We start from the raw sequence: 25,278 nt of genomic DNA, 5'->3' as shown, positions 1-25,278 counted from the left end.
AGCTGAACCAGATCTCCTCGATCTCCTCGTTCGTCCTCGCCGCCTCGACGCTGATCTTCTTCTGGAACATCTACGTCACCGCGAAGAAGGCGCCGCCGGTCGAGGTGGACGACCCGTGGGGTTACGGCTGTTCCCTGGAGTGGGCCACGTCCTGCCCGCCGCCCAGGCACAACTTCGCGGCGCTGCCGCGGATCCGGTCCGAGCGTCCGGCCTTCGACCTGCACCACCCGTACGCGGCGGTGCCTTCCGGGACCGATCCCGAACGGCGATGACTCGACCGAGGTGACCGGACGACGCGCGGCGCGGTACGAGGAGAGAACGTCATGGACATGAGCGCCCACCCGAGGCGAGGGCTCTCCCGGAAGGGTCGTGCCGTCACGATCTGTGTCCTTCTGCTGTGCACGGCCGCGCTGAAGATGGTCTGGACCTGGACCGGGGACACGGCGTTCCTCCTGGCGAGCGCCGTCCCGGTCCTGGCCGTCACACTCCTCTGCCTGTGGGGGCGGGGGCAGGTCCCGTTCGAGGTGGTCGGTGGCCCCTGGGACGGAGCCCGGGTGCCCATGAACACCGTGGACCCGGACACGGAGGTTCTGGTCCTGCCCACCAGCGGTGGCGAGGGTGCCCGATACGCGGTCGCGGACCATCGCAGCCTGGTCTACCAGGGGCAGACCCAGACCCCCGACTGAGCACCGTACGCACCCGGTGTTCGATCCGCGAGGCCGGGAAAATACCGGTCAAGGCTTCTGGAATGTCGCCCGGGGAGAGACTGTCGGGCCGGTCGTGCGGGTAGCGGAGCGACCATGAGACTCGGTGAACGCATCCGCAAGATCGAACGCGAGGGTCGTCTCGACCCGATGGTCGCCCGATTGAAGGGCCTCGCCGGACGGCTGCCCTCGGGAACGGCACGTGACGTCCTGCACGGCGTCCAACTGGGGCACCCGCTCCACCCGATCCTGATCCACCTGCCCATGGGCACGTGGACGGCGGCCGTCCTGCTGGACCTGATGCCGGGGGACCACCGTCGCGAAGCCCGCGCACTGATCGACATCGGTCTGTTGACCGTCTCACCCGCCGTGCTCAGCGGGCTGGCCGACTGGGCTCAGCAGCACGAGCGCCACCAGCGGGTGGGGGTGGTGCACGCGGCCTCGAACGGGTTGGGGACGCTGTTGTTCGGAGCCTCTTCCTTGGCGCGTGCGCGTGGCAGGTCGGGCTGGGGCAGGTGCCTGGCCCTGGCAGGCCTAGGCTCCATCGGTCTCGGTGGAACACTGGGCGGCCACATCGCCTACCATCGCGCGGGCGGTGCCAACAGCGCCGACCACCTCGTCGACCTGGTTCCCGAGGGGTGGCACGACCTGGGTCCGCTGGAGGGGTACCCGGAAGGGAGCCCGGCCGGCGGCGACGTCGACGGCGTTCCGGTCGTGGTGGCCCGCACGGAGGGTTCGGTGTCGGTGCTGTTGGGCACCTGCCCGCACATGGGCGCGCCCCTGGCCGAAGGTGAGCTGACCGAGGGGTGCGTACGCTGCCCCTGGCACGGGAGCGAGTTCCGACTCGATGACGGAACGGTCGTCCGCGGGCCCGCGACCGCCCCCGTGGAACCCCTGGAGACGTCGATCGTGGACGGCAGGCTGTGGGTCAGGCTTGTCCCCGCGTAGCACGGAGGACGCCGCTCCGGAGGGATGATGTTCCAAGAGGGCCTGACGAGAACGCTGCGCCGCGCCTACCGCAGGCGCGGCTTCGAACGGGAGACCCTGGTCTTCGTCGTCAAGTCCGCGTTGGCCTCCGTCATCGCCCTCGCGGTGGGTGTCCTGCTGGGGGAGGAGTCCCAGCTGGGATTCGCGGTCTTCGCGGCGCTGTTGGTGGTACGGCCCACCGTGTACGGGTCGGTGTTGAGTTCGGGCCGTTACGTGGTAACCGTGTTCCTCGGGGCGCTGCTGGCCGGGGCCGTCGGTCTCACGATGGGACCGAACCTGTGGTCGTTCGCCCTGGCCATCGTGGTGGCGTTGCTGCTGGGGCAGACGAGGTACCTCGGTGGCCAGGGCTCCCAGCTCCCGGTGATCGCGGGATTCGCCTTGGCGAGCGGCTCGGCCACCGATATCGATGACCTGGGTTCGCTGCTGCTCATGGTCTGTGTCGGCTCGGTCAGTGCCCTGCTCGTCAACACCCTCCTGGCTCCCGCTATTCGCTTCCGGGACGCCGAGAACGCCGTGCTGGACTTCGCGGACGGGCTGTCCACCCTCAGCGGCGACATCGCCGAAGGACTGAGCGGCGGGGAGGAAGGACTCGACCTGGACCGTTGGGACCAGACCTCCGAGAGACTCGACGGCACCGTGCGCAACGCCCTGGAGACGGTCAGCCGTCAGGAGGACCGTTTCCGGTTGAATCCCCGCCGTCTGGTGAGACGAGAGGCGGTACCGGTCGGGCGGCTGCGGACGTATCGGATTTGGATCTACGCCCTGAGCCGCGCCGCCCAACACCTGCGGTCCCTGGTGCGGACCCTACGGGCGGCCCTCGACTCGGGTACCCGCTCTCCCACGCTCGACGACGCCTTCCTGCGAGAGCTGGCGCCCGTGATGGAACGAGTCTCGAAGACCTTCGCCCTCGTTCGGGACGCCGAGGAACCGGAGCACCATGTTCCCTCCGACGATCTGAGGGCCCTGGTCAACGAGGCCTTGGACAAGGTCGTGGAGCAACGTGAACGTATGCTCCACTCCTGGGACGACGAGCGGTGGCCGATCTACGGTGCCCTGCTCACCGACGCCGAGCGACTCCTGGAGGAGATCGATCAGGGTCGGGAGAACAGCACCCGGGTCGACGCCGGCTGATCAGGCTCACGAGCCACGATCGGACCTTCGGTTCCAGGGCGCGCTCCCGGGCGGGTCGTCCTCCGCCGGTTCCTCGCGCAGACGCTCCAGTGAGGCGGTGGGCGACCGTGAGACGTGCATCTGGGAACAGCCGACCTCCTCGGCGACGCGCTCCAGGTTCCACTCGTCGAAGAAGCTTCGTTCGAGGATGGGTTTTTCCCGGTCGGGAAGCGTGCGAAGGGCGGCTCGTGCGGCCTCGCGTCGCACCACCAGGTCCAGCTCGTGGTCATCACCCGGGACCGCCTGGCTGCGCCGCTCTCCTCGTGGGGCGCTCGCGTACCCGGTGCGTGCTCGGCCCCGCAGTAGGCCGCCTGGAAGGGGATGCCCCGGTAGGGGCGCGGAACCGACCTGCACGATCACTCCCCGCTCCCGAGGCGGCATCAGAGCCAGAGCCGTGCGGGTCCCGTGCACGTATCCGTGGTAGCAGACATCGGTGACCCGGTGGTATTCGTCCGGTTCGATCTCCCCGAAGGGGGCGATGACGGACGCGAACGCCGCGTTCACCCACACGTCCACGGGACCGTGGGGTGGTCGTCCCCCGTCCCCGGCCAGGAATCAACGGCTCACGCCCGCACTACCCGGAACACGGTCCTCCCACGTGCCGAAGGCATGGCTGTTGAACTGCTGTTTCGTCGTGCACACGTCAGGGCAATCGGGCAGGAGAGGACCCGAGCCGCATCATGGAGGAGGCACCGATGGGGGATCGAACCACACCGATCGGGGATCATGGTTTCCTTTCCGACTGCCATACCTCGGCGCTCACCACCCCCGACGGAACGATCACCTGGCTGTGCGCGCCCCGGTTCGACGGGCCCGCGTTCCTCTCCGGAATCCTGGACCCCGACCGCGGGGGCGGATGGACGATGGAGATACAGGGGGCGCGCCCCGTCGGCCGCGCCTACGTGGAGGACAGCCTGGTCCTGGAGACCCGTTGGGAGGGGGAGGGCCTCACGCTGGTCGGTCACGATCTGCTCGCGGTGCGTCCCTCGGCGCAGGGCACCGGCCTGTGGCGGGAGGGTCTCCTGGTCAGGATCATCGAATGCCGTTCGGGTAGTACGTCCGTGCGCTCCCGGCTCCAGGCCCGCCCCGACTTCGGCCGTTCCGCGGCCTCGTGGCGACACCTGGACGGAGCGTTGCAGGAGGCGTCCGGGCCCTTGTTGTCGGGAGACCGCGCCCTCGTCCTCCTCGAAGATGAGGACCCCGAGTTCAGGGTGGAACTCTCCGAGGGCGAGACCGCGGTGTTCGCCCTGGACTACCTGCGCGGCGAACGCCGTATCTTTCCGGGGGAGGGGCACGCGTTGTTGAGGACCACCCTCGACGCCTGGCGCCTCTGGTCGGACCGGACCCACTATGACGGTGTCGGCGCTTCCCACGTGCGGCGAAGCGCGCTCGTACTGCGCGGACTCCTGCACGAGGAGAGTGGAGGACTGATCGCCGCTCCCACCACCTCCCTGCCCGAGGACCCGGGAGGGGTGCGCAACTGGGACTATCGATACGTGTGGCATCGTGACGCGGCCCTGGTGGTCCTCGCCTTCCTTCGCCTGGGACACGAGGAGGAGGCCGGGAGTTACCTGCGTTTCCTGCTGCGGATGTGCGGGCACCCCATCGGCTGGATCCCTCCCGTGCAGGCGGTCGACGAGCGACCACCGCCAGAGGAGGAGATCCTCGATCACCTGGCCGGATACGGCGGTGCCCGACCGGTCAGGATCGGCAACGCGGCGTACTCACAACACCAGCTGGACGTGTACGGGCACATCCTCGACGCGGCGCTGTGCTACGAGGAGGCCACCGGAGGCCTGGAACCCGGGCAACTGGCACAGCTCGATTCCGTGGTCGAGGCCGTCCGCGCCCTGTGGCGTGAGCCCGACAACGGCCCGTGGGAGGTGCGCTCGTCCCCACGCCACTGGACCAACTCCAAGGTCTACGCCTGGGCGTGCCTCGATCGCGGAATCCAACTCGCGCGGATCACCGGCCGCGAGGACCGGGTCCCACTGGCCGAGTGGCGCCGCGCGGCGGAAGAGATCCACGAGGACGTCCTGGCCCACGGCTATGACACCGCCGGTGGGACCTTCGTCCAGGCGTACGGAGCGAACAACGTCGACGGGTCACTGCTACGGATCCCGCTCCTGGGGTTCCTGGAGGGCACCGACCCGCGGGTGACGCGCACCCTTGAACGGGTGGAGGACGAGCTGGGGGAGGGGAACGGTCTTGTCCACCGGTACGACCCCGAGCAGACCGATGATGGGATCGGAACCCCGGAAGGCGCTTTCCTTCTCTGCTCGTTCGACATGGTGTCCGCCCTGGTGCTCGCCGGGCGTATCGACGAGGCCCGACGCAGGTTCGAGGTCCTGTGCGAGAGCACCGGTGAACCGGGCATCCAGGCGGAGGGGATGACGGCAGAGGGCACCCAGACGGGTAACCACCCCCAGGCCTTCACCCAGCTCGCGCTCATCGAGGCCGCCGTCAACCTCGACACCGCGGGAGACGGGGAGGCGCTGCATCGCTGGGCGCGCACCAGGACTCGTGGCGAAGGCCCGGATCAGGCCCGAAGGTGACCGGACGAGAGGGAACACGATGAAGGACGACGCCACCGAGAACGACACCACCGAGAGCATCGAGGGGACGATCCGACAGGAGGCGGAGGCCTACCGTGGGGGCAGCGAGCAGCCGCTCGCCGGATATGCCATGATCGCCGCCTCCTACACGGCCATGGTCGCGGCCGGGGTGCTCCTCGCACGACGTTTCCGGACACGGGACGCGGCCGCGACGGTGGGTCCATGGGACCTGGCCCTGACTGGCCCTGATGGGGCTCACCACCCACAAACTGTCACGGTTGCCGGCCAAGGATCCCGTCACCAGTCCATTGCGGGCGTTCTTCACCAGGTTCCAAGGGGCGTCCGGGCCCTCCGAACTGGAGGAGGACGTGCGCGGCGAGGGCGGCCGCAAGGCGATCGGTGAGCTGCTCACCTGCCCCTTCTGCACCTCGCAGTGGGTCGCCACCGGATACGCCTTCGGCCTGGTGTTCGCCCCCACCCTCCCCCGGAGCGCGGGCGCGGTGTTCAGCACCGTGGCGGTGTCGGACCGGCTGCAACCGGCTTACGCCCGTCTCCAGCAGGTGCAGGAGTGACCGGGTGCCGAGGGCGCCAAGGCCGTGGCGCCCTCACGGCCATGATCAGCGCGTCCCGCGCAGCCGGGGAAGGACCTCCTCGGAGTAGAACCCGAAGAAACCGTCCTGGTCGTCCCCGACCTGGCACACGTACACCTCGTCCACCCCCGCCTCCAGGTAGGCCTCGATCGCGGCCACGTGCCGCTCGGGGTCCGGGCCACAGGTGACCTCCTCGGCGACCATCTCCGGGGTCACCAGCCCCTGGGTGAGCTGTTCGAAGTGTCGAGGCGAGGGCAACACCTGCGGGGCCTCGCCGGACAACGCCTCGTTGGGCCAGCGTTCGTAGGCGGTGCGTATCGCGTCCTGTTCGTCGGGTGCCCAGCAGACCTTGAGTCCGCCCTGGACGGGTTTGCCCGCCCCGCCCTCTCGTCGGAAACGGTCGACCGTCTCAGGGGCCGGGGCCACCTGGACGAGACCGTCCGCCGCGCGCGCGGCCAGTGCCGTGGCCTTCGGGCCGAACGCCGACATCAGGACCGGCGGAGGCTCCTGCGGCAGCGTGTACAGGCGCGCGGTGTCCACGGTGTAGAACTCGCCGTGATGGCTCACCGTACGACCGGACCACAGCTCGCGCATGACCTCGATCGCCTCCTCCAACATCGCGAGCCGACGGGCCGCGTGCGGCCAGGGATCGCCGAGGACGTGCTCGTTGAGCGCCTCTCCCGTACCGACACCGAGACTGAACCCGCCGGGCGTCATCGCCGCCGCGGTGGCCGCGGCCTGGGCGACGATCGCCGGATGGATCCTGGTGGTCGGGCAGGTGACGGCGGTGGCCAGGGGCAGCGAGGTGACCTGACCGATCGCCCCGACCACCGACCACACGAACGCGCTCTGCCCTTGGGCACCGAGCCATGGGTGGTAGTGGTCGGAGATCCACAGGGCGTCGAAGCCGGCCTCCTGCGCGGCCCCGGCCTGACGCACCAACTCCGCGGGGCCGTGTTCCTCGGTCGCGAGGAAGTATCCGAATCTCGTCATGGTGTCCTCCCGGACTGGACGGGTCGTTGCCGAGGGAGGTGGGGGATCGGCTACCCGGAACCCTCGCCGAGGAAACCGTGGCCAGGCGCACGTATGGGACGGGTGGGGCCCGGGTAGGCGCGCTACCAGAGACGATCCCTCTCACATCCCCCAGCACGACATTCGCGAGCGAAGGGCGGTGCGAGAGCATGAGAAACGTGTTCGTGATGGGTCTGGACGAGCGCAACCGGGAACTCCTGGCGAGGACCCCCACCGGGCGTGACTGCCGGTTCCATCGACTCCTGGGCGTCGAGGAGCTGCAACGAGGCGAGATCGACATCGAGGAGACCCTGGCCGCGGCCCGGGCCGTGCTCGATGAGTTCGACGGCACGGTGGACGCCATCATCGGCTACCGCGACTTTCCGATCACCCTGCTCGTGCCGATCCTGTGCGCCGAGCGCGCACTGCCCGCACCGGCCCTGGAATCGGTGGTCAGGTGCGAGCACAAGTACTGGAGCAGGTTCCTGCAGGCGCAGGTGACCGAGGCCCATCCTCCCTTCTCCCTGGTCGACCTGGACGCGAAGACCCCCGAGCACGGTCTGGACTACCCGCTGTGGCTCAAGCCCATCAAGTCCGCCTCCTCCGAACTGGCCTACCGGGTGGAGGACGACCAGGGTTTCGAGGCGGCGGCGGCGCGCATCCGCGAAAGCGTCGACAGGATCGGTCGCCCCTTCGAGAGCATCCTGGAAAGAGTGGAACTGCCTTCGGAGGTCGCGGCGGCGGGACGACACCACTGCCTGGCCGAGGGTGCCCTGCACGGGCTCCAGACCGCGGCCGAGGGTTACGTCTACAACGGTGACGTCCACGTGTACGCGGTGCTGGACTCGGTGGACTTCCCGGGGAACCCGTCCTTCCTGCGCCACCAGTACCCCTCCAGCCTGCCCGAGAAGGTCCAGGAACGCATCAGGGACATCTCCGTGCGGGTCATCGAACAGCACGGCCTGAACGACTCGACGTTCAGCGTCGAGTTCTTCTACGACCCGATCGAGGACGACCTGGGCATCGTGGAGATCAACCCCCGGCACTCCCAGAGCCACACGCCCCTCTTCGAACTCGTGGACGGCGTGCCCAACCACGAACGCATGCTCCGCATGGCGCTGGGTGAGGACCCCGCGCTGACCGACAGGTCCAAGGGAGGGTTCTCCGTCGCCGCGGAGTGGTACCACCGACGCTTCCGGGACGGAATCGTCACCCGGGTGCCCGCCGCGGAGGAGGTGGAGGCCCTGGAGAAGGAGCTGTCGGGCGTGAGCATCCACATCGTCCCGAGTGTGGGCCAACGCCTCTCCGAGATGCTCGCCCAGGACAGCTACAGCTTCGAGTTGGCCAAGATCGTCATCGGCGCCGCGAGCGAGATCGAGATGCAGGCCAAGTACGAACGCTGTGTGAAGGGCCTGTGGTTCGAGTTCGAGGACGGTGGAAGCGGCGGCAATCGGGTCGAGGGCGTCACCGGCAACTGAGGAGGTGCGTATGCGTCTGGTGGAGGATCTGCCATACGAGATCCAGATCGAGGACCACTTCTGGATCCCCATATCGGACGGTGTGCGACTGGCGGGGCGACTGTGGCGACCGGTGTCGGCGCAGGACCACCCGGTGCCCGCGGTGCTGGAGTACATTCCCTACCGCAAGCGTGACCTGACGGCGGTACGCGACTCCATGCACCACCCCTACATCGCGGGACACGGATACGCGTGCGTACGTGTGGACCTGCGGGGAACGGGCGATTCCGAGGGCGTGCTCACCGACGAGTACCTGGAGCGCGAACAGCAGGACGCCGAGGAGATCCTGGCCTGGCTGGCCGCGCAACCCTGGTGCGACGGCGACACCGCGATGATGGGCCTGTCGTGGGGCGGGTTCTCCGCGCTCCAGGTCGCCGCCAGGCGCCCCGAGAGCCTGCGGACCATCGCCATCAGCTCGTTCACCGACGACCGGTACGCCGACGACTTCCACTACATGGGCGGCTGTCTGCTCTCGGACAACCTGGCCGAGGCCGGAACGACCTTCGCCTACGGTACCTGCCCGCCCGACCCGGAGGTCGTCGGCCCGGAGTGGCGTCGTATGTGGCTGGACAGGCTGGAGGCCAACGGCCCCTGGGTCGTGGAGTGGCTCCGTCACCAGCGCCGCGACCGCTACTGGAGGCACGCCTCCGTCGGAGAGGACTACACCCGGGTCCAGTGCCCGGTGCTGGCCTCCAGCGGCTGGGCGGACGGCTACTCCAACGGCGTCCTACGACTCATGGAGAACCTTGACACCCCGACCAAGGGCCTGGTGGGTCCCTGGTCGCACCGGTATCCGCACATGGGGGTTCCCGGACCGGCCATCGGCTACCTCCAGGAGGTGGTGCGCTGGCTCGACCACTGGACCAAGGGCGAGGACAACGGGGTCGAGAAGGAGACCGGACTCTGGCTCTGGATGCAGGAGAGCGTCCCACCCTCCACCTCCTACCAAGAACGCCCCGGCCGTTGGGTCTATGAGCCCCACTGGCCCTCCGAGCGTGTAGAACACCATTCCCTGCCGCTGTCGGAGAACCGGCTCGGCGTCGCCGAGGAACGAAGGAGCACCGCGCCGCAGAGCATCCTCTCGCCCCTGTCCGTCGGGCAGTTCGCCGGTAAGTGGGCCTCCTACAGCGCACCGCCGGACCTGCCCTACGACCAACGAGAGGAGGACGGCGGTTCCCTGGTCTACGACACCGAACCTCTGGAGGAACGGGTCGAGATCCTGGGCCCCACACGGGTCGAGCTCGAACTCTCGGTCACCGAACCCGTGGCCATGGTCGCGGCGCGACTGTGCGACGTGGCCCCCGACGGCAGCGCCACCCGGGTGACCTACGGGATGCTCAACCTGACCCACCGGAACGGAGACGAACACCCCGAATCCCTGGTGCCGGGGGAGGTCTACCGTGTGGAGGTCACCATGAACGGTGTCGCCCAGGTCTTCCCACCAGGGCACCGCATACGCCTGTCACTGTCCACCTCCTACTGGCCGCTGGCCTGGCCACCACCGCGACCGGCGCTGATGTCGGTCCACCCCGCGAACAGCGCCCTCGTCCTTCCGGTGCGTCGGGAGTCCCCGGGCGCGGACCCGCACGAAGAGGTGTTCGACCAGCCGGAGGCCACGCCCTCGATCACCACCACGCGCACGACCCAGGGAGAGCACGACTGGTCGGTGCATCGTGACCTGGTGGACAACCGCATCACCCTTCGGATCGTCAAGGACGGAGGCGTCCTGCACTTCGAGGAGATCGACCTCGACGTCACCCGCAAGGCCCACGAGACCTACGAGGCGGTGGGGGACGACTTCACGTCGGCGTGTGGCAGAACAGCGTGGACGATGAGTTTCTCCCGGGGGGACTGGCACGCCCGGACCGAGACCTACACGGCCCTGGAATGCACCGAGGAGGAGTTCCGCGTGCACGCCACACTCGACGCCTACGAGTCCGGGGAGAGGATCTTCTCCCGGCAGTGGACCGAGAGCCTGCCCCGCGACCACGTCTGATCGCGCGATCGGGTGAGACCGCACGACCGTGTGACGAGCGAAGGCGAACCAGGGGAGCCGAAACCCACATGTACAGCGAGCCACACCACAAGGCGAACGGCACGACCCCCGGGGAGAGACTGGGGATCCTGTCGTCGGTCCTGCTGCCCACCGTCGCGCGTGGCGCCATCGTGCGCCGCCCCGCCGGAGAGGCCCTCGCCACGGCCACCGACAGCGACCGCAGGCTCGTCTCGACCCTGCGCGCACTCCGCGCACGGCACGGTGACGATCCGCTGCCCCTGCGGTACATGGGTCGGAACATCGCCTTGGTCCTGGCGGCCGAGGACGTGCGCGTGCTCCTACGCGACACCCCGGACCCGTTCTCTCCCGGGGGCGCGGAGAAACGTGGCGCGCTCTCCCACTTCCAACCGCACGGAGTCCTGGTCTCAGCGCAGGGGGACCGGCCCCACCGACGCGAGGCCAACGAGCACGCCCTGGCCCTGGGCCGGCCGATCCACCCCGAGGCCCGCACCATAGCCGCGCACGCGGACGAGGAGGCGCGGGCCCTGGTCGCGGCGCTGCGCAACGCCGGATCGCTGGGCGGCGTCCTGGACTGGGGCAGGTTCTCCGAGACCTTCGACGCGCTCGCTCGTCGGGTGGTCTTCGGGACGTTCGCGGCGGGGGACCGCCGAACCACCGAGCTTCTACGGCGTCTACGGGCACGCGCCAACTGGTCGTACCTGTCACCGGTGGACCGAAACGCCAGGAGTGCGTTCCTGGATCGGGTACGCGAGAACATCGACCGCTCCGAGCCCGGCGCTCTGGCCGCGGGTCTGGGCCGACCCGGGTCCGAGGAACGCCCGGAGGACCAGGTCGCCCACTGGCTCTTCGCCTTCGACGCGGCGGCCATCGCGACCTACCGCGCCCTGGCCCTGCTGACGTCCCAGGGGGCCGCGGCGGAATCCGCGCGCGCGGAGGGACTCACCGAGGACGGGGTGGATCTGCCACTGCTGCAGGCGACCCTGCGCGAATCCGTCCGGTTGTGGCCGACCACACTGGTGGTCATCCGGGAGAGCCTGCGGGAGACCACCTGGCGCGAGCGGACCATCGAATCGGGAACGGCGTTCCTGGTGATGAGCTCCTACTTCCACCGGGATTCCACCCGCCTGCCCTACGCCGACTCCTTCGAACCGGCCATCTGGGCGGACGGACGCGCCGAACAGGAACCAGGCATCCTGCCCTTCAGCCATGGTCCGGCGGGGTGCCCGGGACGCGACCTGGTTCCGTTGACGGTCTCCTTCTTCTTGCGAACGTTGCTCCGGGGCGGCCCGCTGCACCGCGTGGACGAGGCACCGCCACTGCGTCCGCGTGAGCTGCCCGCCTCCCTCGACCACTTCACCCTGCGTTTCTCCTACCAAGGCACGGCACGAGGAGGTGTCGACGCATGAGCGTGGTCGGACAGATGCTGTACGCCCATCCCGACGACCCGGAGGGCGTGGGAGGGAAGGTACGAGCCGCCGTCGAGGCGTGTGGACTCTGCGCCCAAGTGTGCGTGGTGTGCGCCAAGGCGTACCGTGCGTGCTCACGGGCCTGTCAGGACCTTCTCGACGCCCTGTGACGACGCCGGACCCGGGCCCGGAGGGAGCGCCCACCGGGCCCCTCACCAGTGGCGGACCGGTGTGTGGTTGCGGCCGATGAAGAACCACAGCAGCGCCCCGATGACGGGTGCGATGACGACGAAGATCAACCAGACGACCTTCATCCCGAAACCGATCCGCGAGAAGAGGATGCTGAACACCGCGGCGACGACCAGCACGACCACCGCCAGAGCGACGGCCAGGAACACTCCCGCGAATCCGAGGCCGAAGAGGCTCTCGGTGGAGACGTCGGCCAGAAGGTTCTCCAGGGTCATGATCATTGCCTCTCTGCTTCGGGACGGCGGCCGATTCCGTGACCGCCGGGGACGTTGTCCACGCTAGAAGCGCGACACCCGCCCCCACATCCACCGCCGGGACGTTCCCTCCCATGCCTTCGACGGCGCGATCGCGGCTCGCCGTGTCGCCATGGTCGATGCGCGGTACCGACTTTCGTCGGGGGTGTGCCCCAAGGCCTGGCCCGAAGAACCCGGGAGGGCCTCGTTCAGGGCCGGTGATCGCGGGCCGATCACCCGCCGGGAGACGGGCCCTTACCCCGCTTTCCCTGGTGGTTGACCGAACCATGTCGTCAAAGAGTGGACATCGGTGAACCATTGAACACGGGATCGGCGTTCACGAGACTTGCCCAGGCACGCTGTTGAGCTCCTGATGGCAGCCCTTGGCAGGCGGAACCGTTGTTCCCCCTCCCTGGAGAACGGCGCACGTACCGGCGCGGACCCACTCGCCCCTGCCGGTCCGTCGTGTCGGAGGGCGGGAAGCCACAGGTCGAAAGCACGGGTGCCTTCTGGGGCGGTCGCCGGACGCGCCCTTGGAGGAGCGAGACAATGAGCCCCTGGAGCCGCACATGAGCGCACCGCGATCGCCGCGTAAACGTTGGTGGGATTCGCAGGACATGCGGGTCACCGCAGCCGAGGGGCAGGCCTGGGACCTCTATGACTCCGTCTACCGGCACACCGAGTTCGACGCGGGTGTCCTCCAGGAGTACCGCTCCGAGCGACTGGCCGAGCTGCGCGAGCGGGCCCGTTCGACGGCCGCCTACCGTGAGGTCGACGACGAGTGGCCGAGCACCGCGACGGTGACCCGCAAGTCGGACTTCGTCCGGCGGATGGAGGACTATCGCACCGGTGAGGTCGATCCTCTCGACGTCATTCGCGTGCGCACCTCTGGAACGACCGGCAGGCCCGCGGTGTTCGAGCACTCCGAGGAGCACCTGGTACACGCCGCCGCGAGCAGGCTGCGGACGTTCGACGCCTATGGCATCGGTGTCTCCGACCGCATTCTGCGGATCTCCGGTAACCCCGCACACCCCCTCGTGGACTTTCCCAGCAAGGCCGGGGGAGGGAGCATGATCCGCCTGAACGCCGGCCTCATCGACCGGGAGAACGCGGAGTACGTCTCGCGGTTGCTGCGCGACTACGCGGCCCCGGTCCTGTGGGCCCAGCCCATGGAACTGTTGCTGTTCGCGGGCAAACTACGCGAGCACCTGTCGGCTTTCCCCGCTCCTTCGAGGGTGTTGTCGCACGGCGACTCCCTCGACGAGGGGGCGCGCCGGGTCTGCGCCGAGATCTTCCAGGAACGTCCGCTGGACCTGTACGGGCTCCAGGAGTTCGGGATGATCGCCTGGGAGTGCCCGGAGGCCGCGGGCACCTACCACGTCAACGACGAAAAGGTCGTGGTGGAGACGGACCACGACGGAGCACTGCTCATCACGAATCTGGTCAACCGGGCCTCGGTCATGGCGCGCTACCGCCCTGAGGACCGAGGCACCCTCGTATCGGAGCGGTGCCCCTGCGGCCGGGTCCTGTCCCGGATCTCGGGACTGGTCGGCAGACAGCGATCGTTCATCGCCACCGACGACGGCCGTTTCGTCAACGTCAAACAGGTCGAGCTGTACCTGGATTCGCTGTCGCTCTCCCGGTGGCGGGTCGTGCAGACCCGGGCCGGAGAACTGGACGTCCTCTGCACCCTGGAGACGGAGCTCCCCCTCCAACAGAAGGAGGAGATGTCCGAACGGATCGCCCGCGTCGCCGGTCAGCGGCGGGTGGGGGTGCGAGTGGTCCCGCTGGCCGAGATGATGACGGCCGCGGGCAAGTCTCCCCGGTTCGAACTCTTCGCCACACAGGCCTGGCTCGCACGGAGGGTGGGTGAGGATCATGACGGTGCCCTCTCCGGAGCCTGAACCCCGGTTCGTACCGCCCGTCGGCGGGGTTGCGCCCGTGGAGACCGCGTCCTCGGCTTCCCTGGTGTCGCTGGGCGCGCCCGTGCTCAGAACGGTCTGTGAGTCCACCGCACACGTGGTGCGGGACGAACTGGAAGACCTGGCGGACCGTCTCACCGCCGTCCTCCTCGACCGCGACGCACTGGGGGTGGCCGCTCCGCAGATCGGCGCATCGATCCGGATGGTCGTCCTCAACGCCGCCCACATGTGCCAGATCGCCGACCGGGTGGGGCACCGGGACGCCGTGATCCACCTCGACCCCTCGTGGGAGGCCGTGGCCGCGCAGGAACACGGTGTGCCCGAGTACGCGGCGGATTTCGAGGGTTGCCTCAGCGTGCCGCGTATATCCGGGGTCGTCGAGCGCAGCCGGTACGTCCGTTACCGGGCGACCACACCGGACGGTTCACGGGTGGACTGGTTCCTGCGCGGCCGCGCGGCCCGGGTCGTCCAGCACGAGGTCGACCACCTCGACGGTGTGCTCATCGTGGACAGGGCCCCCAGCCGCAGCCTGTGCACCTTTGGCTCCGTTGACCGCTTCTACCGCGGTGACGCGGAGGCCGCGGCCCGTGGGCTGGTGTTCTGATTGGTCCCTACCACCACCCGCAGATCGCCGAGACTGTCCCCCGGGACGGTGTTCCTGGTGTCCGCTCTGGTCAATTCGTGTGGCATGGGTATGTTCATGGCCGTTTCGATGATCCACTACACCGTGGGTCTGGGCCTGCCCATGGCGCAGGTCGGCGTGGTCATGTCCGTGTCCGTCGGGGTGAGCCTGGTCTGCGTCGTCCCGGTGTCGAGCCTGGCCGACCGGGTCGGTCCCCTTACCGCCCTCATCGCGCTGAACGCCTGGCAGGCGTGCGCGTTCGTGATCCTCACGGGTGTCGACGGCATCTTGGGGCTGGCGGTGGTGGCCACGATGACCGCGGTGGGTGGACGTGCCATCCCGCCGATCAACCAGGTGGTGGTGGCGGCTGTCCTCGGCCGTGAGGAACGTGTGTTGGTGATGGCCCGTGTGCGGGCCGCCCGCAACGCGGGCATGGCCGTCGGGAGCGGGATGACCGCCCTGGCGCTGGCATTCCTCGGGGAGGACGGGGCCGTTCTGCTGATCGGCACCTGTGCTTTGAGCTACCTGGTCAACTGTGCCGGGTTGTGGTGGATCAGAAGGTCGCATGACGTCTCCGCCACCGGCGGCCGGCGACGCAAGGCCCCTCCGGCGTTCCGGGACCCTGGGTACCTGACGCTCACCGCCCTCAACGGTCTGCTCGCCTTCCACATGACGGGCCTGGTCGTGGCCCTGCCCCTGTGGGCGCTCTCCCAGGGGGTCGAGCCCGAGATCACGGCGCTCTTCCTCGGGCTGAACACGGTACTGGTCGTAGGCCTCCAGGTCCGGCTCGGCCGCGGGATCGAGGGAGTGCCCCGGGCCGCGTCGGCGGTGGTGTGGGCGGCAGCGGCGCTGTCCTGCTCCTACCTGTTGTTCGGAGGTGCGGCCTGGACCTCCTCTTGGTGGACCGTCGCCCTGTTGTGCGCCGGAGTCGTGCTGCTGAGTATCGGCGAGATCGGCCAGACCACGTCGGCCTGGGTGGTCTCCTATGACCTCGCCCCGGAGGACGCCAGGTCCTCCTACCTGGCCGCCTTCTCCCTGGGAACCACGGGCCAGCAGTTGCTCGGCCCCCTCGCCTACACCTTCCTGATCATCCCGCTCGGGTTCTGGGCGTGGGTCGTGCTGGCGGCGATCACCCTGGCGGCGGCGTTCGCCTATCGGATCCTGGCGCTGCGCACGGCCAGGAGGAAGACCTTCCAGAACCCCGATCCGAACCAAGCGAAAGGATGACGAAGACATGGGATCCTTCCCTTCTCCCGAGCCGTACGAGACGGCCGAGCCCCGTACCGGTATCGGCTTCGGTCTGCACCACGTGCAGTTGGCCATCCCGCCGGGCAGCGAGAACGACTGCCGGACCTTCTACCTGGGCGACCTCGGGTTCACGGAGGTGGAGAAACCCCCGGTCCTGGCCGCCCGCGGCGGGTTGTGGGTACGCGCGGATTCCCTGGAGATCCACTTGGGAGTGGAGCAGGACTTCCGGCCCGCCCGCAAGGCTCACCCGGGAATCCTGGTCCGCGAGCTCGACGCCCTCGGCCGGCGACTAGGGGAGAGGGGGCACGCCGTGGCCTGGGACGACAAATTCCCCGGATACCGGCGTTTCTACGTCTTCGACAACGTGGGGAACCGTCTTGAGTTCATGTCCCGCGGTTGAGGCGCCACCGCTACCGGAACAGAGGAGGCGACGATGATCCGACTGCGGGACGTGGTGCACACCTCGGGCGTGGACGGGGCTCGCGGCGTTGTACTCCGCGGCGCCGACCTACAGGTGGACGAGGGCGTGACCTCTGTCATCAGGACCTTCGGCGCCGACGCGCGCCGGGCGGTGGTCGACCTGCTGCTGACGCGGCGCGCGCCCAGCTACGGGGAGGTGGACGTGGTGCGTCCGGTCATCGGCCCGGTGCGACTCCCCGAGGGGGCGCCGCCCAGCACGATCGTGATCGACGCCGAGGCGCGGCCGGGCATGCAGGCCGGGCGCCCTGGTGACACCGTGGTGGTGGTCACCGAGGGGACGGAGGCCCCGGGTGTGCCGGCAGGGGCTCCCAGGTGGGAGTTGCGGGGAGGTCGGTTCGTTCCCGGCGGGAGCACGGCCGAGGATCCCGGCGCCTTCGGCGCGCGAACCGCCGTTGACGCCCCGAACTCCGACGTCGGTCCCGGACGTTTCAGCCCCGAACGCCTACACGAGGCCGTGTACGCGACCCTGACCGGCCACCTGGTCGCACCGGGCATCGCGGACGAGGTCGCACGGGTGCTGGTCGACGCCGAGGTACGCGGCCACCGCTCCCACGGGGTCGCCCTGCTGCCCACCTACCTGCGCAGGATGCGCGAGGGGGGCATCCGTCCCGGAGTCGGCCCGGAGCGGACCGACCACGGTCCCACACGAGCCTCCTTCGACGCCGGCGGAGGTTTCGGACAGCCTGCGGCCTTCGAGGCCGCAGAGTGGTGCGCTCGCACCGCCGCCGCCCACGGGGTGGCCGTGGCCAACGTCCACTCCAACAACCACGTGGGCATGCTCGCCGCTTACCGCGGGCCCTTCCAACGGCACGGGGTGGTCGGGCTGATCCTCAACATCTCCGGCCCGTCCGTGGCGCCGCCCGGCGCCGCTCGGCCGACTCTCGGCAGCAACGCCGTCTGCCTGGTCACCCCGGTCTCCGAGGGAGCGTACGACGAACCGTTCTGCATCGACTACGCCACCGGCGTGGTGGCGGCCGGGAAGATCCGCGACGCCGGAAACCGGGGCGCGGAGGTCCCACCGGACTGGCTGACCGGACCGGACGGGAAACCGGCCACCGACCCCTCCCTGCTGGACCAGGGCGGGTCCATTCCGGTCTTCGGCGGTCACAAGGGCCTGTGCACCACCCTCATAGTGGAGATCCTCGCCGGCGCCCTGGCCGGGAACACGGTCAGCCCGCACGTCGCCAAACAACGCAAGGAACCGGGTCGCGTGATGGGATGCTCCCAGCTCTTCCTGGGTTTGTCCGCCGACACCTTCGGGGCGGACACCGGTGCGGCCGTGGCCTCGCTTGAGGAAGCCGTCCTGCGGGGCCACGACGGGGCGGTGCCGGACGGCCACTGGTTCCCCGACCAGATGGAGCGGGCCCACGAGGCCGCCGTCCGAGAGGAGGGGATCCTGGTCCCCGACCAGGTGCTGGGGGAACTGGGTTGGCACACGCCCCCCGAAACGGCGGTGGCCGGGGCGTGAGTACGCGATCCCCGCGGGTCGGGGGTGCTCCGGGATGGCCGCTGGTCCTGTACTTCCACCATGTGCACCCCCGGGTCGACCACTACACGGCGCTGACCGAGGACGCGTTCCGACGCGCCCTCGACACGGTGCTGACCCACTTCGGTCCGGCACTGGACCCGGCCCTGGTGGGACCGAGGATCGCACCGCCCGACGCCCCGACCGTGCTGTTCACGTTCGATGACGGGTACCGGGACAACCTGTCCCGGGCGGCTCCCCTGCTCGCGGAGTTCGGGGTCGGCGCCGCGCTGTTCTGCGTCACCGACAGGATCGACGAGGCCTCCTCGCTCACCGATGGGGTACGTGCCCGACTGGCCCCGCGCCGGACCTACCTCGACTGGGCGGAGACGGCCCGTATGGCCGGCCTGGGCCACACGGTGGGCGCGCACACGCGCACGCATCCCCACCTGACCGAGCTCACCCGTGCCCAGGCCGAGCGGGAGGTGGCCGGTTCCTTCGATCGGATCACGGCGGTGCTCGGCCGACACCCCCGCTCCTTCGCCTATCCCTACGGGGAGGTCGCCCACAGCTCCGTGCTGCCCGACTCCGTCCTCGGCTTCGGAACCGTCAAGTCCCCGGCGCGCCCCTGGGACCGTGCCCCGCACGAGATCCGGCGGACCTACCTACCCACCGACCTGCCGGAGATGTGGGTCTCCCTCGCCGAGGATTGGAAACGCCAATGGTACGGATAACAGTGATCGTCCCGAGCAAGGACCGTGAGGAGGACCTGGCCCGCTGTCTTTCCGGCCTGGCGGAGTCCGCCCACGAACTGGACCCGGGCGTGGGCCGGCTCGTCGAGGCCATCGTCGTGGACGACGGCTCGTCCTCCCCCTACCCTGACGCTCCGCCCGTCACCGTCGGGGCGCCCGTGCGCGTGCTCCGCAACGAGATCGCTGTGGGCGCCTCCCGGAGCAGGGACATCGCCGCAGCGCAGGCCCGGGGGGAGGTGCTGGCCTTCCTCGACGACGACGCCGTACCGCGCGGTGACTGGTTGACGGTCATCGCCGAGAGCATGCGCGACGGCGCCGTCGCCATCACCGGCCGGGTGCTCCCCTTCGACCTCGGACTGCTCTCCCGTGCCCGCCAGGCGAGGTACGACCTGCGGTACGCGAACCTGCGCCCGGGCGACCCGGTCGACTTCTTCGCCGGAGGCAACAGTGCCGTGATGACCGATGATTTCACCGGGGCCGGGGGGTTCGGTTCGACCGGGAGTGGAAGTGACAACGTCCTGGTGGACAAGCTCCGCGAACGGGCGCACGAGGTCCGTTTCGAGCCTTCCCTCGTCATCGCCCACCGGAACGGCAAGGGGTGGGGCCCCGCGATCACCGCAGCCTGGGGCGCGGGCCGGACGGCGGGACGGACCGGGGGCCGCCGTCGGATCCTGGGACGCATCAGGTCCAGCCGTGTGGGGGCCGACCCCATGGTGCGAATGGCCAACACGGCCCTGGGCACCGTGCACGCACTCGGTGCCGCCTTCGCTCGGTCCGCCCCCGATACGAATCCCGTCACGAACGGAACGGATCACCACACGCAGCACAGGACAGGAGACGCCCATGGCCTTGCGACCAACCCCCTCCAACACTCCTGACCCCATCGCTCCGACGACCCTGAAGGTCGGGGTGATAGGGCTGCTCGGTTCGAGCGGACGCCAGCACGCCGAAGTCCTCGATGGATCCGGCGGCGCCACCCTCCTGGCCGGAACGGACACGAGGGCGTCCGCCGCCCCGAGCGGCACCCCGGAGGACGGGCCCGAACTACGGCCGTTGCGCGAGCTCCTCGACGACCCCCGCGTCAACGCCGTGGCGTTGTGCGTGCCCCCGGGCGAACGCGGCTCCCTCGCCCACCAGGTCTTGGACGCGGGCCGGCACCTGGTGATGGAGAAACCCGTGGCACGGACCCTTGAGGAGTTCGACACCCTGATCGGGCACGCCGAGGCCTCCTCGCTCACCGTCGCGGTGATGCTCCAGCACCGGCACGCCTTGCCCGAGGCCGTGTTCGAGAACGACTTCGGACCGGCCCGGGCGGAACTGATCGTTTCCCGACCCCGCCCTCCCGAGCACTACCGGAACGGTTGGCGGGCGGACCCCGCCACCTCCTGGGGCGGGGTGGTCACTCACCTCGGCATCCACTACCTCGATCTGGCCTGCCTCCTTTTGGGGGCGCCCCGTTCGGTGAGGGTGGAGGAGACGCGGTACGCGGCGCCGGGAGTGGAGACCACCCTGTCCGCGGGAGTGGAGTTCGAGAACGGTCACCGCCTGCGCGTACTCATCACCAGCGACGCCGACCACCGGATGGAGCGGCTCACCCTCCTGGGGCGACAGGACTGGCTGGAGGTGCGCGACGGGTCGGTCCGGGGAAGAATCGGGGGGAGTGATGTGCGGTCCGAACGGCGTCCCGTGCACGAGCTGCGTTCCCTGGTCTACCGCGAGTTCGTCGGCGCGATACTGAACGGGCGCCCGATGGGTCTGTCGTCGATGCGGCGGGCCAGGGACACCACCGCCCTGTTGGAGATGCTTCGCGACGTCATCGAGACCGGGGGAACACCATGAGCCCCGCGTGCTCCGTCCACATCGGGGTCAGTACCGGTTCCTTGCCACGGGCCCGCGCCCCGGAACTCGTCGCCCGCGCCAGGAAGTCACATTCGACCTGCGTCGACGTCCGAGTGGGGAAGGGGCACCTGTGGGAGGGCGACGGGATCGCCCTTGGGCTGGACACCGTTGCCGAGAGCGGGCTCCACACGGCTTTCGTCGGCCTGGGCGCCCACCTGGGCGACGGCACCCCCAAGGACGTTCCCCGGGAGATCGGCGACCGGAACCTGCCGGTCAAGGTCTTCTGTGTGGAGGACCCGGACGGCCCGGAGGTCGAGGCCGACCTCGTACGGCTCCGTGCCACGGCTCCGGAGGTGTGGGTCGAGACCCATGCCGGGGGACCACCGATTCCCCGCCTCCTGGGCCTGTGCGAGGAACTGGGGCTCGGGCTGGTCGTGGACACGCTGGGATTGTTCCGATCGCCCGGGGGCAGGCGCGCCCCGGATCGCCGTCTCGCCTCCTTCACCCGGGCGATCCAGGTCAAGGGGTTCGACGGGACGACCCACCGGCACCGTCCCTTGGACGAACACGATCTAGAACCCTTGTACGAGCTGTACGCCGCGGGTTGCACCGCCCCCTGGGTGACGGTGGAGTCCCGGGCCGGGGCACTGGAGGACGACGTGCGAACACTGAAGGGGTTCCTGCGGTCGACGGTCGGCGCGCGTATCGCCCAGAGCACGGAGGAGCCGGCGCGGGGGAACCGGGAAGGGGACACGGTATGAGACTGGCCGTCATCGGCGACGAGATCTCTCAGGACCCGGCGGTGGTGGCGGACCTCGCCGTCCGGCACGGGTTCCCGGGGGTGGAGATACGTTCGGCGTGGGGCTGCGCACCCCACCTGATGAGCGACGGACAACTGCGCGAGGTGGCGCGGGTGCTGCGTGGGCAAGGCCGTGAGGTCGCCGGTTTCGCCTCCCCCGTCTTCAAGCACGCCCTGCCCGTCACCGACCGGGAGTTCGAGGAGGCTTCCCGGCTGTTGCACGAGTGTCTGCGGCGCGCGGAGCTGATCGGGGCGCCCACCATGCGGATCTTCGCCTTCTATCGGGACGGCGACCCGGACCCCGTCGTGGCCGGCCACGCGGCTCGGAGGCTCCTGGACGGGGTTCCTCCACGGGTACCCCTGGTGGTGGAGACCGGCACCAGGACCAACACCCCCTCCGTCCGGCACCTGCTGGAGTTCCTAGAGGTACTGGACCGCCCCGACATCGGGGTGTTGTGGGACCCGGGCAACAGTGTGTTCAGCGGGTGGGAACCCTCCCCCTTCCCCCGGGAGTACGAAGCGGTGCGCGACCTGATCCGGCACGTCCACGTCAAGGACCCCGCCGGCCAGGACTCCTACGTGAGGTTGGGGGAGGGCGACCTCGCCTGGACCGAGATCCTGGGTCGGTTGGCCGAGGACGACTTCGAGGGCTATGTCAGCCTGGAGACCCACTGGCGGACAGACCGTATCTTGACCGCCGGAGAACGTGACGAGCCCTGGGGCGAGGGCTTTTCCACCGGTGGTGCCGAGGCCAGTGCGGTGTGCATGGAACTCCTCTCGGAGTGGTACCACCGTGCAACGGCAACGGCAACGGCAACGGACGGTGCGGGGCGGTGACGGTGCGGGAAGAGCGCCCGGTACTCCTCGTCGGCGCCCAGCGTTCCGGCACAACGGGGCTGGCCTCCGTCCTCGAACGGGCCTTCGCTCGGAGCGGCGGAAGCTTCACGATCAACGGACGCCTTCCCTACCTGCTGGACCGCTGGTGCCGGGCTCGGGATCTGGCAGGCCGACACCTGCGCGCGGAGGAGATCCTGTGCGCCCTCCACCGGAAACCCCCCTACGGTGACGGGGCCCGGGCATGGACCGAGCAGGTAGGTAAGGTCCTGGCCAGGGCATCGTCCGAGGTCGCGTCGGGTTCGTGGAAGGATCCCGACGAACTCTGCCGGTGGATCGTTCGGGAGAGTTACGGGTCGGTACAGCGGGTCGGGGACAAGTACAACGAGTACCTCCTCGACCTTTCCGTGCCCCGGCGCATGTTCGACGACCCACTCATCGTCCTCCTTGTCCGCGACCCCTCCGAGGTCGCGGACTCGGTACTGGCCTGGCGTGGAGATCGCCCCTGGCGGCCCCGGACCCGCGAGGACGCCCTGGACAAGTGGGCGGCCTGGCACGAGCCGCTGATGGAGGACCCGCTCTTTCAGGACACCTCCAGGTTGTACGTGGCCGACTACGCGCGGGTCTGTGACGGCGGACTCACGGGACTCGGCGCCTTCCTGGGCTTGGACCTGGACCCCTACACGGACCTCCTGAACCGGTCGCCGCGCTCTGCGACCGGGAAGCTTCCCCCTCCGGTCGGTGATCTCTGGGATCGGCTTCAGGCGAGGGCGATGGTCGGTTCGGACGCGTGATCGGGCAGGCCCCCTGATACCGACCGTCGTGCTGTGCCCGGAACCAGGGGGCACGCCGACGCCTTCGTGCTGCCCCCATCAGGCCCGGACCGCCCGGGGGAACCGCGCCGGATGTCCTGAGTATGACGTCCGAGAATAGCCATGGAGGATGCATTGACCCTGGATCCGGGGCTTGTCATATTTGACTCGCCAAGAGAGGGAAACACCGAATGGTATTACCTTCCCGTGAACAGATGTCGAGAAGGAGGTGTGACAATGGAGATGGAGCTCGCCGAGGCCGGTATCATCTAATGATCGGTCATGAGTAAGAGGTGGGACCCCTATAGGGGTTCCACCTCCCCCTCTTTTTCGGGTAGGGGTTCGAGAAGGTTCTTTGGGTGTCGATTTCGATTGAAACCGGGTGCCCGATTTCTGTCTTGACCGGGCCATCCTCCAGACCTATTATGGTCCGCCATGAGTGAAAGAGTCATCGAGGCTGCCGATTTCTTCCTGGAGGAGTCCTATCTCTCCGTCTACCAATGGGCGATCCAAAACGGGCAAGTGGACGCCCGATCATTAGCCCGGGAATTCGATTTCGATCTCGACACCGCGGTATCCGTTGTCGAGGCGCTCCGGGACCGGAACTTCCTCTACCTCGACGGCGCCACTCTCCGTCCGCACAGCCCCGCGGTCGCCATGGCGCACGTGGTGGGGCCGATTGAGGCCGAGGTTCAACACTGCCGTCTCCGACTCTCCGAGATACGCTCCAAACTCTCCCACGCGGCCCGGCTGTCGGACGTGCCTGTGTCCGGGACGACCGGGATGGAGATCATCGGTGACCTCCACGCGGTCCGCTCCGAGGTGACCCGGCTGACCGAGGAGGTGGAGAAGGAGATCACGGTCATGCACCCCGCCGTCCCGTCCGAGAGGATCGCGGTCGAGGGGAGCCTGCGCACGGAGCAAGCCCTGCGGCGCGGTGTCTCGGTCCGCTCGCTCTACTCCCACGCCTGTCTGGGCCACCGGTACATGCACAAGTACCTGGACGAGATGACGGGGTTGGGCATGGAGGTCAGAACCAACACGGGCATTCCCAACCAGGTCATCGTCTTCGACGGAGAGACCGCGCTTGTGTCGACCGGCGCTCCCGAAGAGGGCGGCGGCGCGTTGGTGCTCCGCCAACGCGAGCTCATCGGGGTCCTGCACTGCTTCTGGGAGGCTCTTTGGGACACAGGGGCCCCCTATTCCACGGTGCAGGAGAGCCGTTATGAGGACACCAAACAACGCATCCGGGCGGACATCCTGCGGATGTTGGAGGCCGGCCTCTCCGACAGGGAGATCGCGCAGCGGCTCAGTGTCTCCGTCCGAACACTCGGCCGCCATATCTCCGAGTTGTACGAGGACCTGGGCGTTCGCAGCCGCTTCCAGATGGGTAGCCGGGCACGGCAACTGGGGTGGCTGGAAGGGACCGGGATCGTGTCGTCGGCGCTGATCTGACCCCCGGGCGCGGCAGAGCCGTCTCCTTACCGAGCAGGCGAACGATGTCGGCGGTCCGTTCCACATCCCGGCCGGGATCCAGGTCGGCCAGGAGCCGTCCGTCGCAGGGGCGCTCGCGGTTCCGGGTCGACATGCCGTGAGGTGTTCACCATCGCCTGTTCGTCGGGTTTTTCGGCGAATAGGATTCCCACGTCGTAGCTCGACGAAAATCTCCCCTTCGCCACAGAGGCGCCCGGGCTCGTCCGTTTCGACCATGGGTTTCGTCACCTTTGGTAGGCGGCCATGGTCATATCGTCACCGAGCATCCGACCGTGCCTCCTTTTTCGAGAGTGCCCGCCTCGGCCCGCTGCGCGCGTTGGGGCGCGCCCTTATCCAGGCGTAGTAGGGGGAGCGGGCCAGACCCGGAATCCGGCACAGCCGCCGGACGCCAAAGACGAAACCGAAGCGGCTCACGGTTTCGTCTCCTGCGCGAAATAGGCGGCTGCCTTGCGCAGGATCTCGCCGTTGATGCCGAGTCCGGCGACCCGGGTGCGGAGCCGTCTGTTGACGTCCCGGTCCCGAACTCCGGAGCACGAACGGAGCACGCGAACCGGGGAGGCGTCCGATGGTAG

General features: G+C 69.0%; 23 protein-coding genes and 4 pseudogenes. 22 read left to right on the top strand and 5 right to left on the bottom strand.

Annotation, left to right across the window (positions count from 1 at the left end; genetic code table 11):
* The 4 genes and pseudogenes from ABZ717_RS17600 to ABZ717_RS17585 all read left to right on the top strand — a co-directional run.
* Positions 1-272: pseudogene (locus ABZ717_RS17600) on the top strand (cytochrome ubiquinol oxidase subunit I); the annotation flags it as partial.
* Between the two features lie 57 nt (positions 273-329).
* Positions 330-686, top strand: coding sequence for a hypothetical protein (locus tag ABZ717_RS17595; RefSeq protein ID WP_358511369.1), 357 nt, complete (start codon positions 330-332; stop codon positions 684-686).
* A gap of 114 nt (positions 687-800) precedes the next feature.
* Positions 801-1,652: a Rieske 2Fe-2S domain-containing protein gene (locus ABZ717_RS17590; RefSeq protein WP_358511366.1), complete on the top strand. Its 852-nt coding sequence runs from the start codon at positions 801-803 to the stop codon at positions 1,650-1,652.
* A gap of 27 nt (positions 1,653-1,679) precedes the next feature.
* Positions 1,680-2,822 (top strand): aromatic acid exporter family protein, encoded by a 1,143-nt coding sequence (locus tag ABZ717_RS17585; protein WP_358511385.1) that lies wholly within the window; start codon positions 1,680-1,682, stop codon positions 2,820-2,822.
* A gap of 6 nt (positions 2,823-2,828) precedes the next feature.
* On the opposite strand, the pseudogene ABZ717_RS17580 reads toward ABZ717_RS17585, so the two are convergent.
* Both ABZ717_RS17580 and ABZ717_RS17575 read right to left on the bottom strand, forming a co-directional pair.
* A pseudogene (locus ABZ717_RS17580) lies at positions 2,829-3,032 on the bottom strand (sigma factor-like helix-turn-helix DNA-binding protein); the annotation flags it as partial.
* Positions 3,033-3,145: 113 nt separating this feature from the next.
* Positions 3,146-3,383: pseudogene (locus tag ABZ717_RS17575) on the bottom strand (SDR family NAD(P)-dependent oxidoreductase); the annotation flags it as partial.
* A 173-nt stretch (positions 3,384-3,556) separates the two neighbouring features.
* Here ABZ717_RS17575 and ABZ717_RS17570 point away from each other — a divergent pair.
* Positions 3,557-5,416, top strand: a complete 1,860-nt coding sequence (locus tag ABZ717_RS17570) for a glycoside hydrolase family 15 protein (protein ID WP_358511364.1) — start codon at positions 3,557-3,559, stop codon at positions 5,414-5,416.
* Between the two features lie 19 nt (positions 5,417-5,435).
* A pseudogene (locus ABZ717_RS17565) lies at positions 5,436-5,988 on the top strand (DUF1360 domain-containing protein).
* Positions 5,989-6,033: 45 nt separating this feature from the next.
* On the opposite strand, the gene ABZ717_RS17560 reads toward ABZ717_RS17565, so the two are convergent.
* Positions 6,034-6,999, bottom strand: coding sequence for a TIGR03557 family F420-dependent LLM class oxidoreductase (locus ABZ717_RS17560; RefSeq protein ID WP_358511361.1), 966 nt, complete (start codon positions 6,997-6,999; stop codon positions 6,034-6,036).
* Positions 7,000-7,187: 188 nt separating this feature from the next.
* On the opposite strand from ABZ717_RS17560, the gene ABZ717_RS17555 reads away from it, so the two are divergent.
* From ABZ717_RS17555 to ABZ717_RS17540, 4 genes are all read left to right on the top strand, one after another.
* Entirely contained in the window at positions 7,188-8,495 is a 1,308-nt protein-coding gene (locus ABZ717_RS17555; protein ID WP_358511358.1) for an ATP-grasp domain-containing protein, read from the top strand.
* 10 nt (positions 8,496-8,505) lie between these two features.
* Entirely contained in the window at positions 8,506-10,530 is a 2,025-nt protein-coding gene (locus ABZ717_RS17550) for a CocE/NonD family hydrolase (protein ID WP_358511355.1), read from the top strand.
* Between the two features lie 68 nt (positions 10,531-10,598).
* Complete coding sequence (locus ABZ717_RS17545; protein ID WP_358511353.1) at positions 10,599-11,957, top strand: cytochrome P450; 1,359 nt, start codon at positions 10,599-10,601, stop codon at positions 11,955-11,957.
* Positions 11,954-12,127 (top strand): hypothetical protein, encoded by a 174-nt coding sequence (locus ABZ717_RS17540; protein ID WP_358511350.1) that lies wholly within the window; start codon positions 11,954-11,956, stop codon positions 12,125-12,127. Before ABZ717_RS17545 ends, ABZ717_RS17540 begins: the two co-directional genes overlap by 4 nt.
* 42 nt (positions 12,128-12,169) lie before the next feature.
* Here the strand turns inward: ABZ717_RS17540 and ABZ717_RS17535 are convergent, their stop codons facing one another.
* Entirely contained in the window at positions 12,170-12,421 is a 252-nt protein-coding gene (locus ABZ717_RS17535) for a PLD nuclease N-terminal domain-containing protein (protein WP_358511347.1), read from the bottom strand.
* 587 nt (positions 12,422-13,008) lie between these two features.
* Here ABZ717_RS17535 and ABZ717_RS17530 point away from each other — a divergent pair.
* From ABZ717_RS17530 to ABZ717_RS17475, 12 genes are all read left to right on the top strand, one after another.
* Complete coding sequence (locus tag ABZ717_RS17530; RefSeq protein ID WP_358511344.1) at positions 13,009-14,343, top strand: hypothetical protein; 1,335 nt, start codon at positions 13,009-13,011, stop codon at positions 14,341-14,343.
* A 37-nt stretch (positions 14,344-14,380) separates the two neighbouring features.
* Positions 14,381-14,965, top strand: coding sequence for a peptide deformylase (locus tag ABZ717_RS17525; protein WP_358511341.1), 585 nt, complete (start codon positions 14,381-14,383; stop codon positions 14,963-14,965).
* A 48-nt stretch (positions 14,966-15,013) separates the two neighbouring features.
* Positions 15,014-16,210: an MFS transporter gene (locus ABZ717_RS17520; protein WP_358511382.1), complete on the top strand. Its 1,197-nt coding sequence runs from the start codon at positions 15,014-15,016 to the stop codon at positions 16,208-16,210.
* Positions 16,211-16,217: 7 nt separating this feature from the next.
* Positions 16,218-16,631 carry a glyoxalase gene (locus ABZ717_RS17515; protein ID WP_358511338.1) on the top strand — a complete coding sequence of 138 codons (414 nt, stop codon included), beginning with the start codon at positions 16,218-16,220 and terminating at the stop codon, positions 16,629-16,631.
* A 33-nt stretch (positions 16,632-16,664) separates the two neighbouring features.
* Positions 16,665-18,179 (top strand): Ldh family oxidoreductase, encoded by a 1,515-nt coding sequence (locus tag ABZ717_RS17510; protein ID WP_358511336.1) that lies wholly within the window; start codon positions 16,665-16,667, stop codon positions 18,177-18,179.
* Entirely contained in the window at positions 18,176-18,910 is a 735-nt protein-coding gene (locus ABZ717_RS17505) for a polysaccharide deacetylase family protein (protein ID WP_358511334.1), read from the top strand. The genes ABZ717_RS17510 and ABZ717_RS17505 overlap by 4 nt, the downstream gene beginning before the upstream one ends.
* Positions 18,898-19,806, top strand: a complete 909-nt coding sequence (locus ABZ717_RS17500) for a glycosyltransferase family 2 protein (protein ID WP_358511331.1) — start codon at positions 18,898-18,900, stop codon at positions 19,804-19,806. The genes ABZ717_RS17505 and ABZ717_RS17500 overlap by 13 nt, the downstream gene beginning before the upstream one ends.
* Positions 19,772-20,767 carry a Gfo/Idh/MocA family oxidoreductase gene (locus tag ABZ717_RS17495; protein ID WP_358511328.1) on the top strand — a complete coding sequence of 332 codons (996 nt, stop codon included), beginning with the start codon at positions 19,772-19,774 and terminating at the stop codon, positions 20,765-20,767. The genes ABZ717_RS17500 and ABZ717_RS17495 overlap by 35 nt, the downstream gene beginning before the upstream one ends.
* Positions 20,764-21,528, top strand: a complete 765-nt coding sequence (locus ABZ717_RS17490) for a hypothetical protein (RefSeq protein ID WP_358511325.1) — start codon at positions 20,764-20,766, stop codon at positions 21,526-21,528. Before ABZ717_RS17495 ends, ABZ717_RS17490 begins: the two co-directional genes overlap by 4 nt.
* A complete protein-coding gene (locus tag ABZ717_RS17485; RefSeq protein ID WP_358511322.1) occupies positions 21,525-22,403 on the top strand; it encodes a sugar phosphate isomerase/epimerase family protein in 879 nt (292 codons plus the stop codon). The genes ABZ717_RS17490 and ABZ717_RS17485 overlap by 4 nt, the downstream gene beginning before the upstream one ends.
* Positions 22,400-23,194 carry a sulfotransferase gene (locus tag ABZ717_RS17480; RefSeq protein ID WP_358511319.1) on the top strand — a complete coding sequence of 265 codons (795 nt, stop codon included), beginning with the start codon at positions 22,400-22,402 and terminating at the stop codon, positions 23,192-23,194. Before ABZ717_RS17485 ends, ABZ717_RS17480 begins: the two co-directional genes overlap by 4 nt.
* Before the next feature lie 453 nt (positions 23,195-23,647).
* Positions 23,648-24,667, top strand: coding sequence for a LuxR C-terminal-related transcriptional regulator (locus ABZ717_RS17475; RefSeq protein ID WP_358511316.1), 1,020 nt, complete (start codon positions 23,648-23,650; stop codon positions 24,665-24,667).
* A 449-nt stretch (positions 24,668-25,116) separates the two neighbouring features.
* Here the strand turns inward: ABZ717_RS17475 and ABZ717_RS17470 are convergent, their stop codons facing one another.
* Positions 25,117-25,251 carry a hypothetical protein gene (locus tag ABZ717_RS17470; protein WP_358511313.1) on the bottom strand — a complete coding sequence of 45 codons (135 nt, stop codon included), beginning with the start codon at positions 25,249-25,251 and terminating at the stop codon, positions 25,117-25,119.
* Positions 25,252-25,278: the final 27 nt, after the last annotated feature.

The organism is Nocardiopsis sp. NPDC006832, from assembly GCF_040635885.1.
Classification (GTDB): Bacteria; Actinomycetota; Actinomycetes; order Streptosporangiales; family Streptosporangiaceae; genus Nocardiopsis.
This window is presented reverse-complemented; position numbering and strand designations above follow the sequence as displayed.

Excerpts from the sequence above, each read along its gene's own strand:
- ABZ717_RS17560 (WP_358511361.1), bottom strand. The coding sequence starts at position 6,999 with ATGACGAGATTCGGATACTTCCTCGCGACCGAGGAACACGGCCCCGCG.
- ABZ717_RS17595 (WP_358511369.1), top strand. The coding sequence starts at position 330 with ATGAGCGCCCACCCGAGGCGAGGGCTCTCCCGGAAGGGTCGTGCCGTC.
- ABZ717_RS17500 (WP_358511331.1), top strand. The coding sequence starts at position 18,898 with ATGGTACGGATAACAGTGATCGTCCCGAGCAAGGACCGTGAGGAGGAC.
- ABZ717_RS17495 (WP_358511328.1), top strand. The coding sequence starts at position 19,772 with ATGGCCTTGCGACCAACCCCCTCCAACACTCCTGACCCCATCGCTCCG.
- ABZ717_RS17510 (WP_358511336.1), top strand. The coding sequence starts at position 16,665 with ATGATCCGACTGCGGGACGTGGTGCACACCTCGGGCGTGGACGGGGCT.
- ABZ717_RS17485 (WP_358511322.1), top strand. The coding sequence starts at position 21,525 with ATGAGACTGGCCGTCATCGGCGACGAGATCTCTCAGGACCCGGCGGTG.
- ABZ717_RS17550 (WP_358511355.1), top strand. The coding sequence starts at position 8,506 with ATGCGTCTGGTGGAGGATCTGCCATACGAGATCCAGATCGAGGACCAC.
- ABZ717_RS17570 (WP_358511364.1), top strand. The coding sequence starts at position 3,557 with ATGGGGGATCGAACCACACCGATCGGGGATCATGGTTTCCTTTCCGAC.
- ABZ717_RS17590 (WP_358511366.1), top strand. The coding sequence starts at position 801 with ATGAGACTCGGTGAACGCATCCGCAAGATCGAACGCGAGGGTCGTCTC.
- ABZ717_RS17540 (WP_358511350.1), top strand. The coding sequence starts at position 11,954 with ATGAGCGTGGTCGGACAGATGCTGTACGCCCATCCCGACGACCCGGAG.
- ABZ717_RS17545 (WP_358511353.1), top strand. The coding sequence starts at position 10,599 with ATGTACAGCGAGCCACACCACAAGGCGAACGGCACGACCCCCGGGGAG.
- ABZ717_RS17515 (WP_358511338.1), top strand. The coding sequence starts at position 16,218 with ATGGGATCCTTCCCTTCTCCCGAGCCGTACGAGACGGCCGAGCCCCGT.
- ABZ717_RS17555 (WP_358511358.1), top strand. The coding sequence starts at position 7,188 with ATGAGAAACGTGTTCGTGATGGGTCTGGACGAGCGCAACCGGGAACTC.
- ABZ717_RS17490 (WP_358511325.1), top strand. The coding sequence starts at position 20,764 with ATGAGCCCCGCGTGCTCCGTCCACATCGGGGTCAGTACCGGTTCCTTG.
- ABZ717_RS17530 (WP_358511344.1), top strand. The coding sequence starts at position 13,009 with ATGAGCGCACCGCGATCGCCGCGTAAACGTTGGTGGGATTCGCAGGAC.
- ABZ717_RS17585 (WP_358511385.1), top strand. The coding sequence starts at position 1,680 with ATGTTCCAAGAGGGCCTGACGAGAACGCTGCGCCGCGCCTACCGCAGG.
- ABZ717_RS17475 (WP_358511316.1), top strand. The coding sequence starts at position 23,648 with ATGAGTGAAAGAGTCATCGAGGCTGCCGATTTCTTCCTGGAGGAGTCC.
- ABZ717_RS17535 (WP_358511347.1), bottom strand. The coding sequence starts at position 12,421 with ATGACCCTGGAGAACCTTCTGGCCGACGTCTCCACCGAGAGCCTCTTC.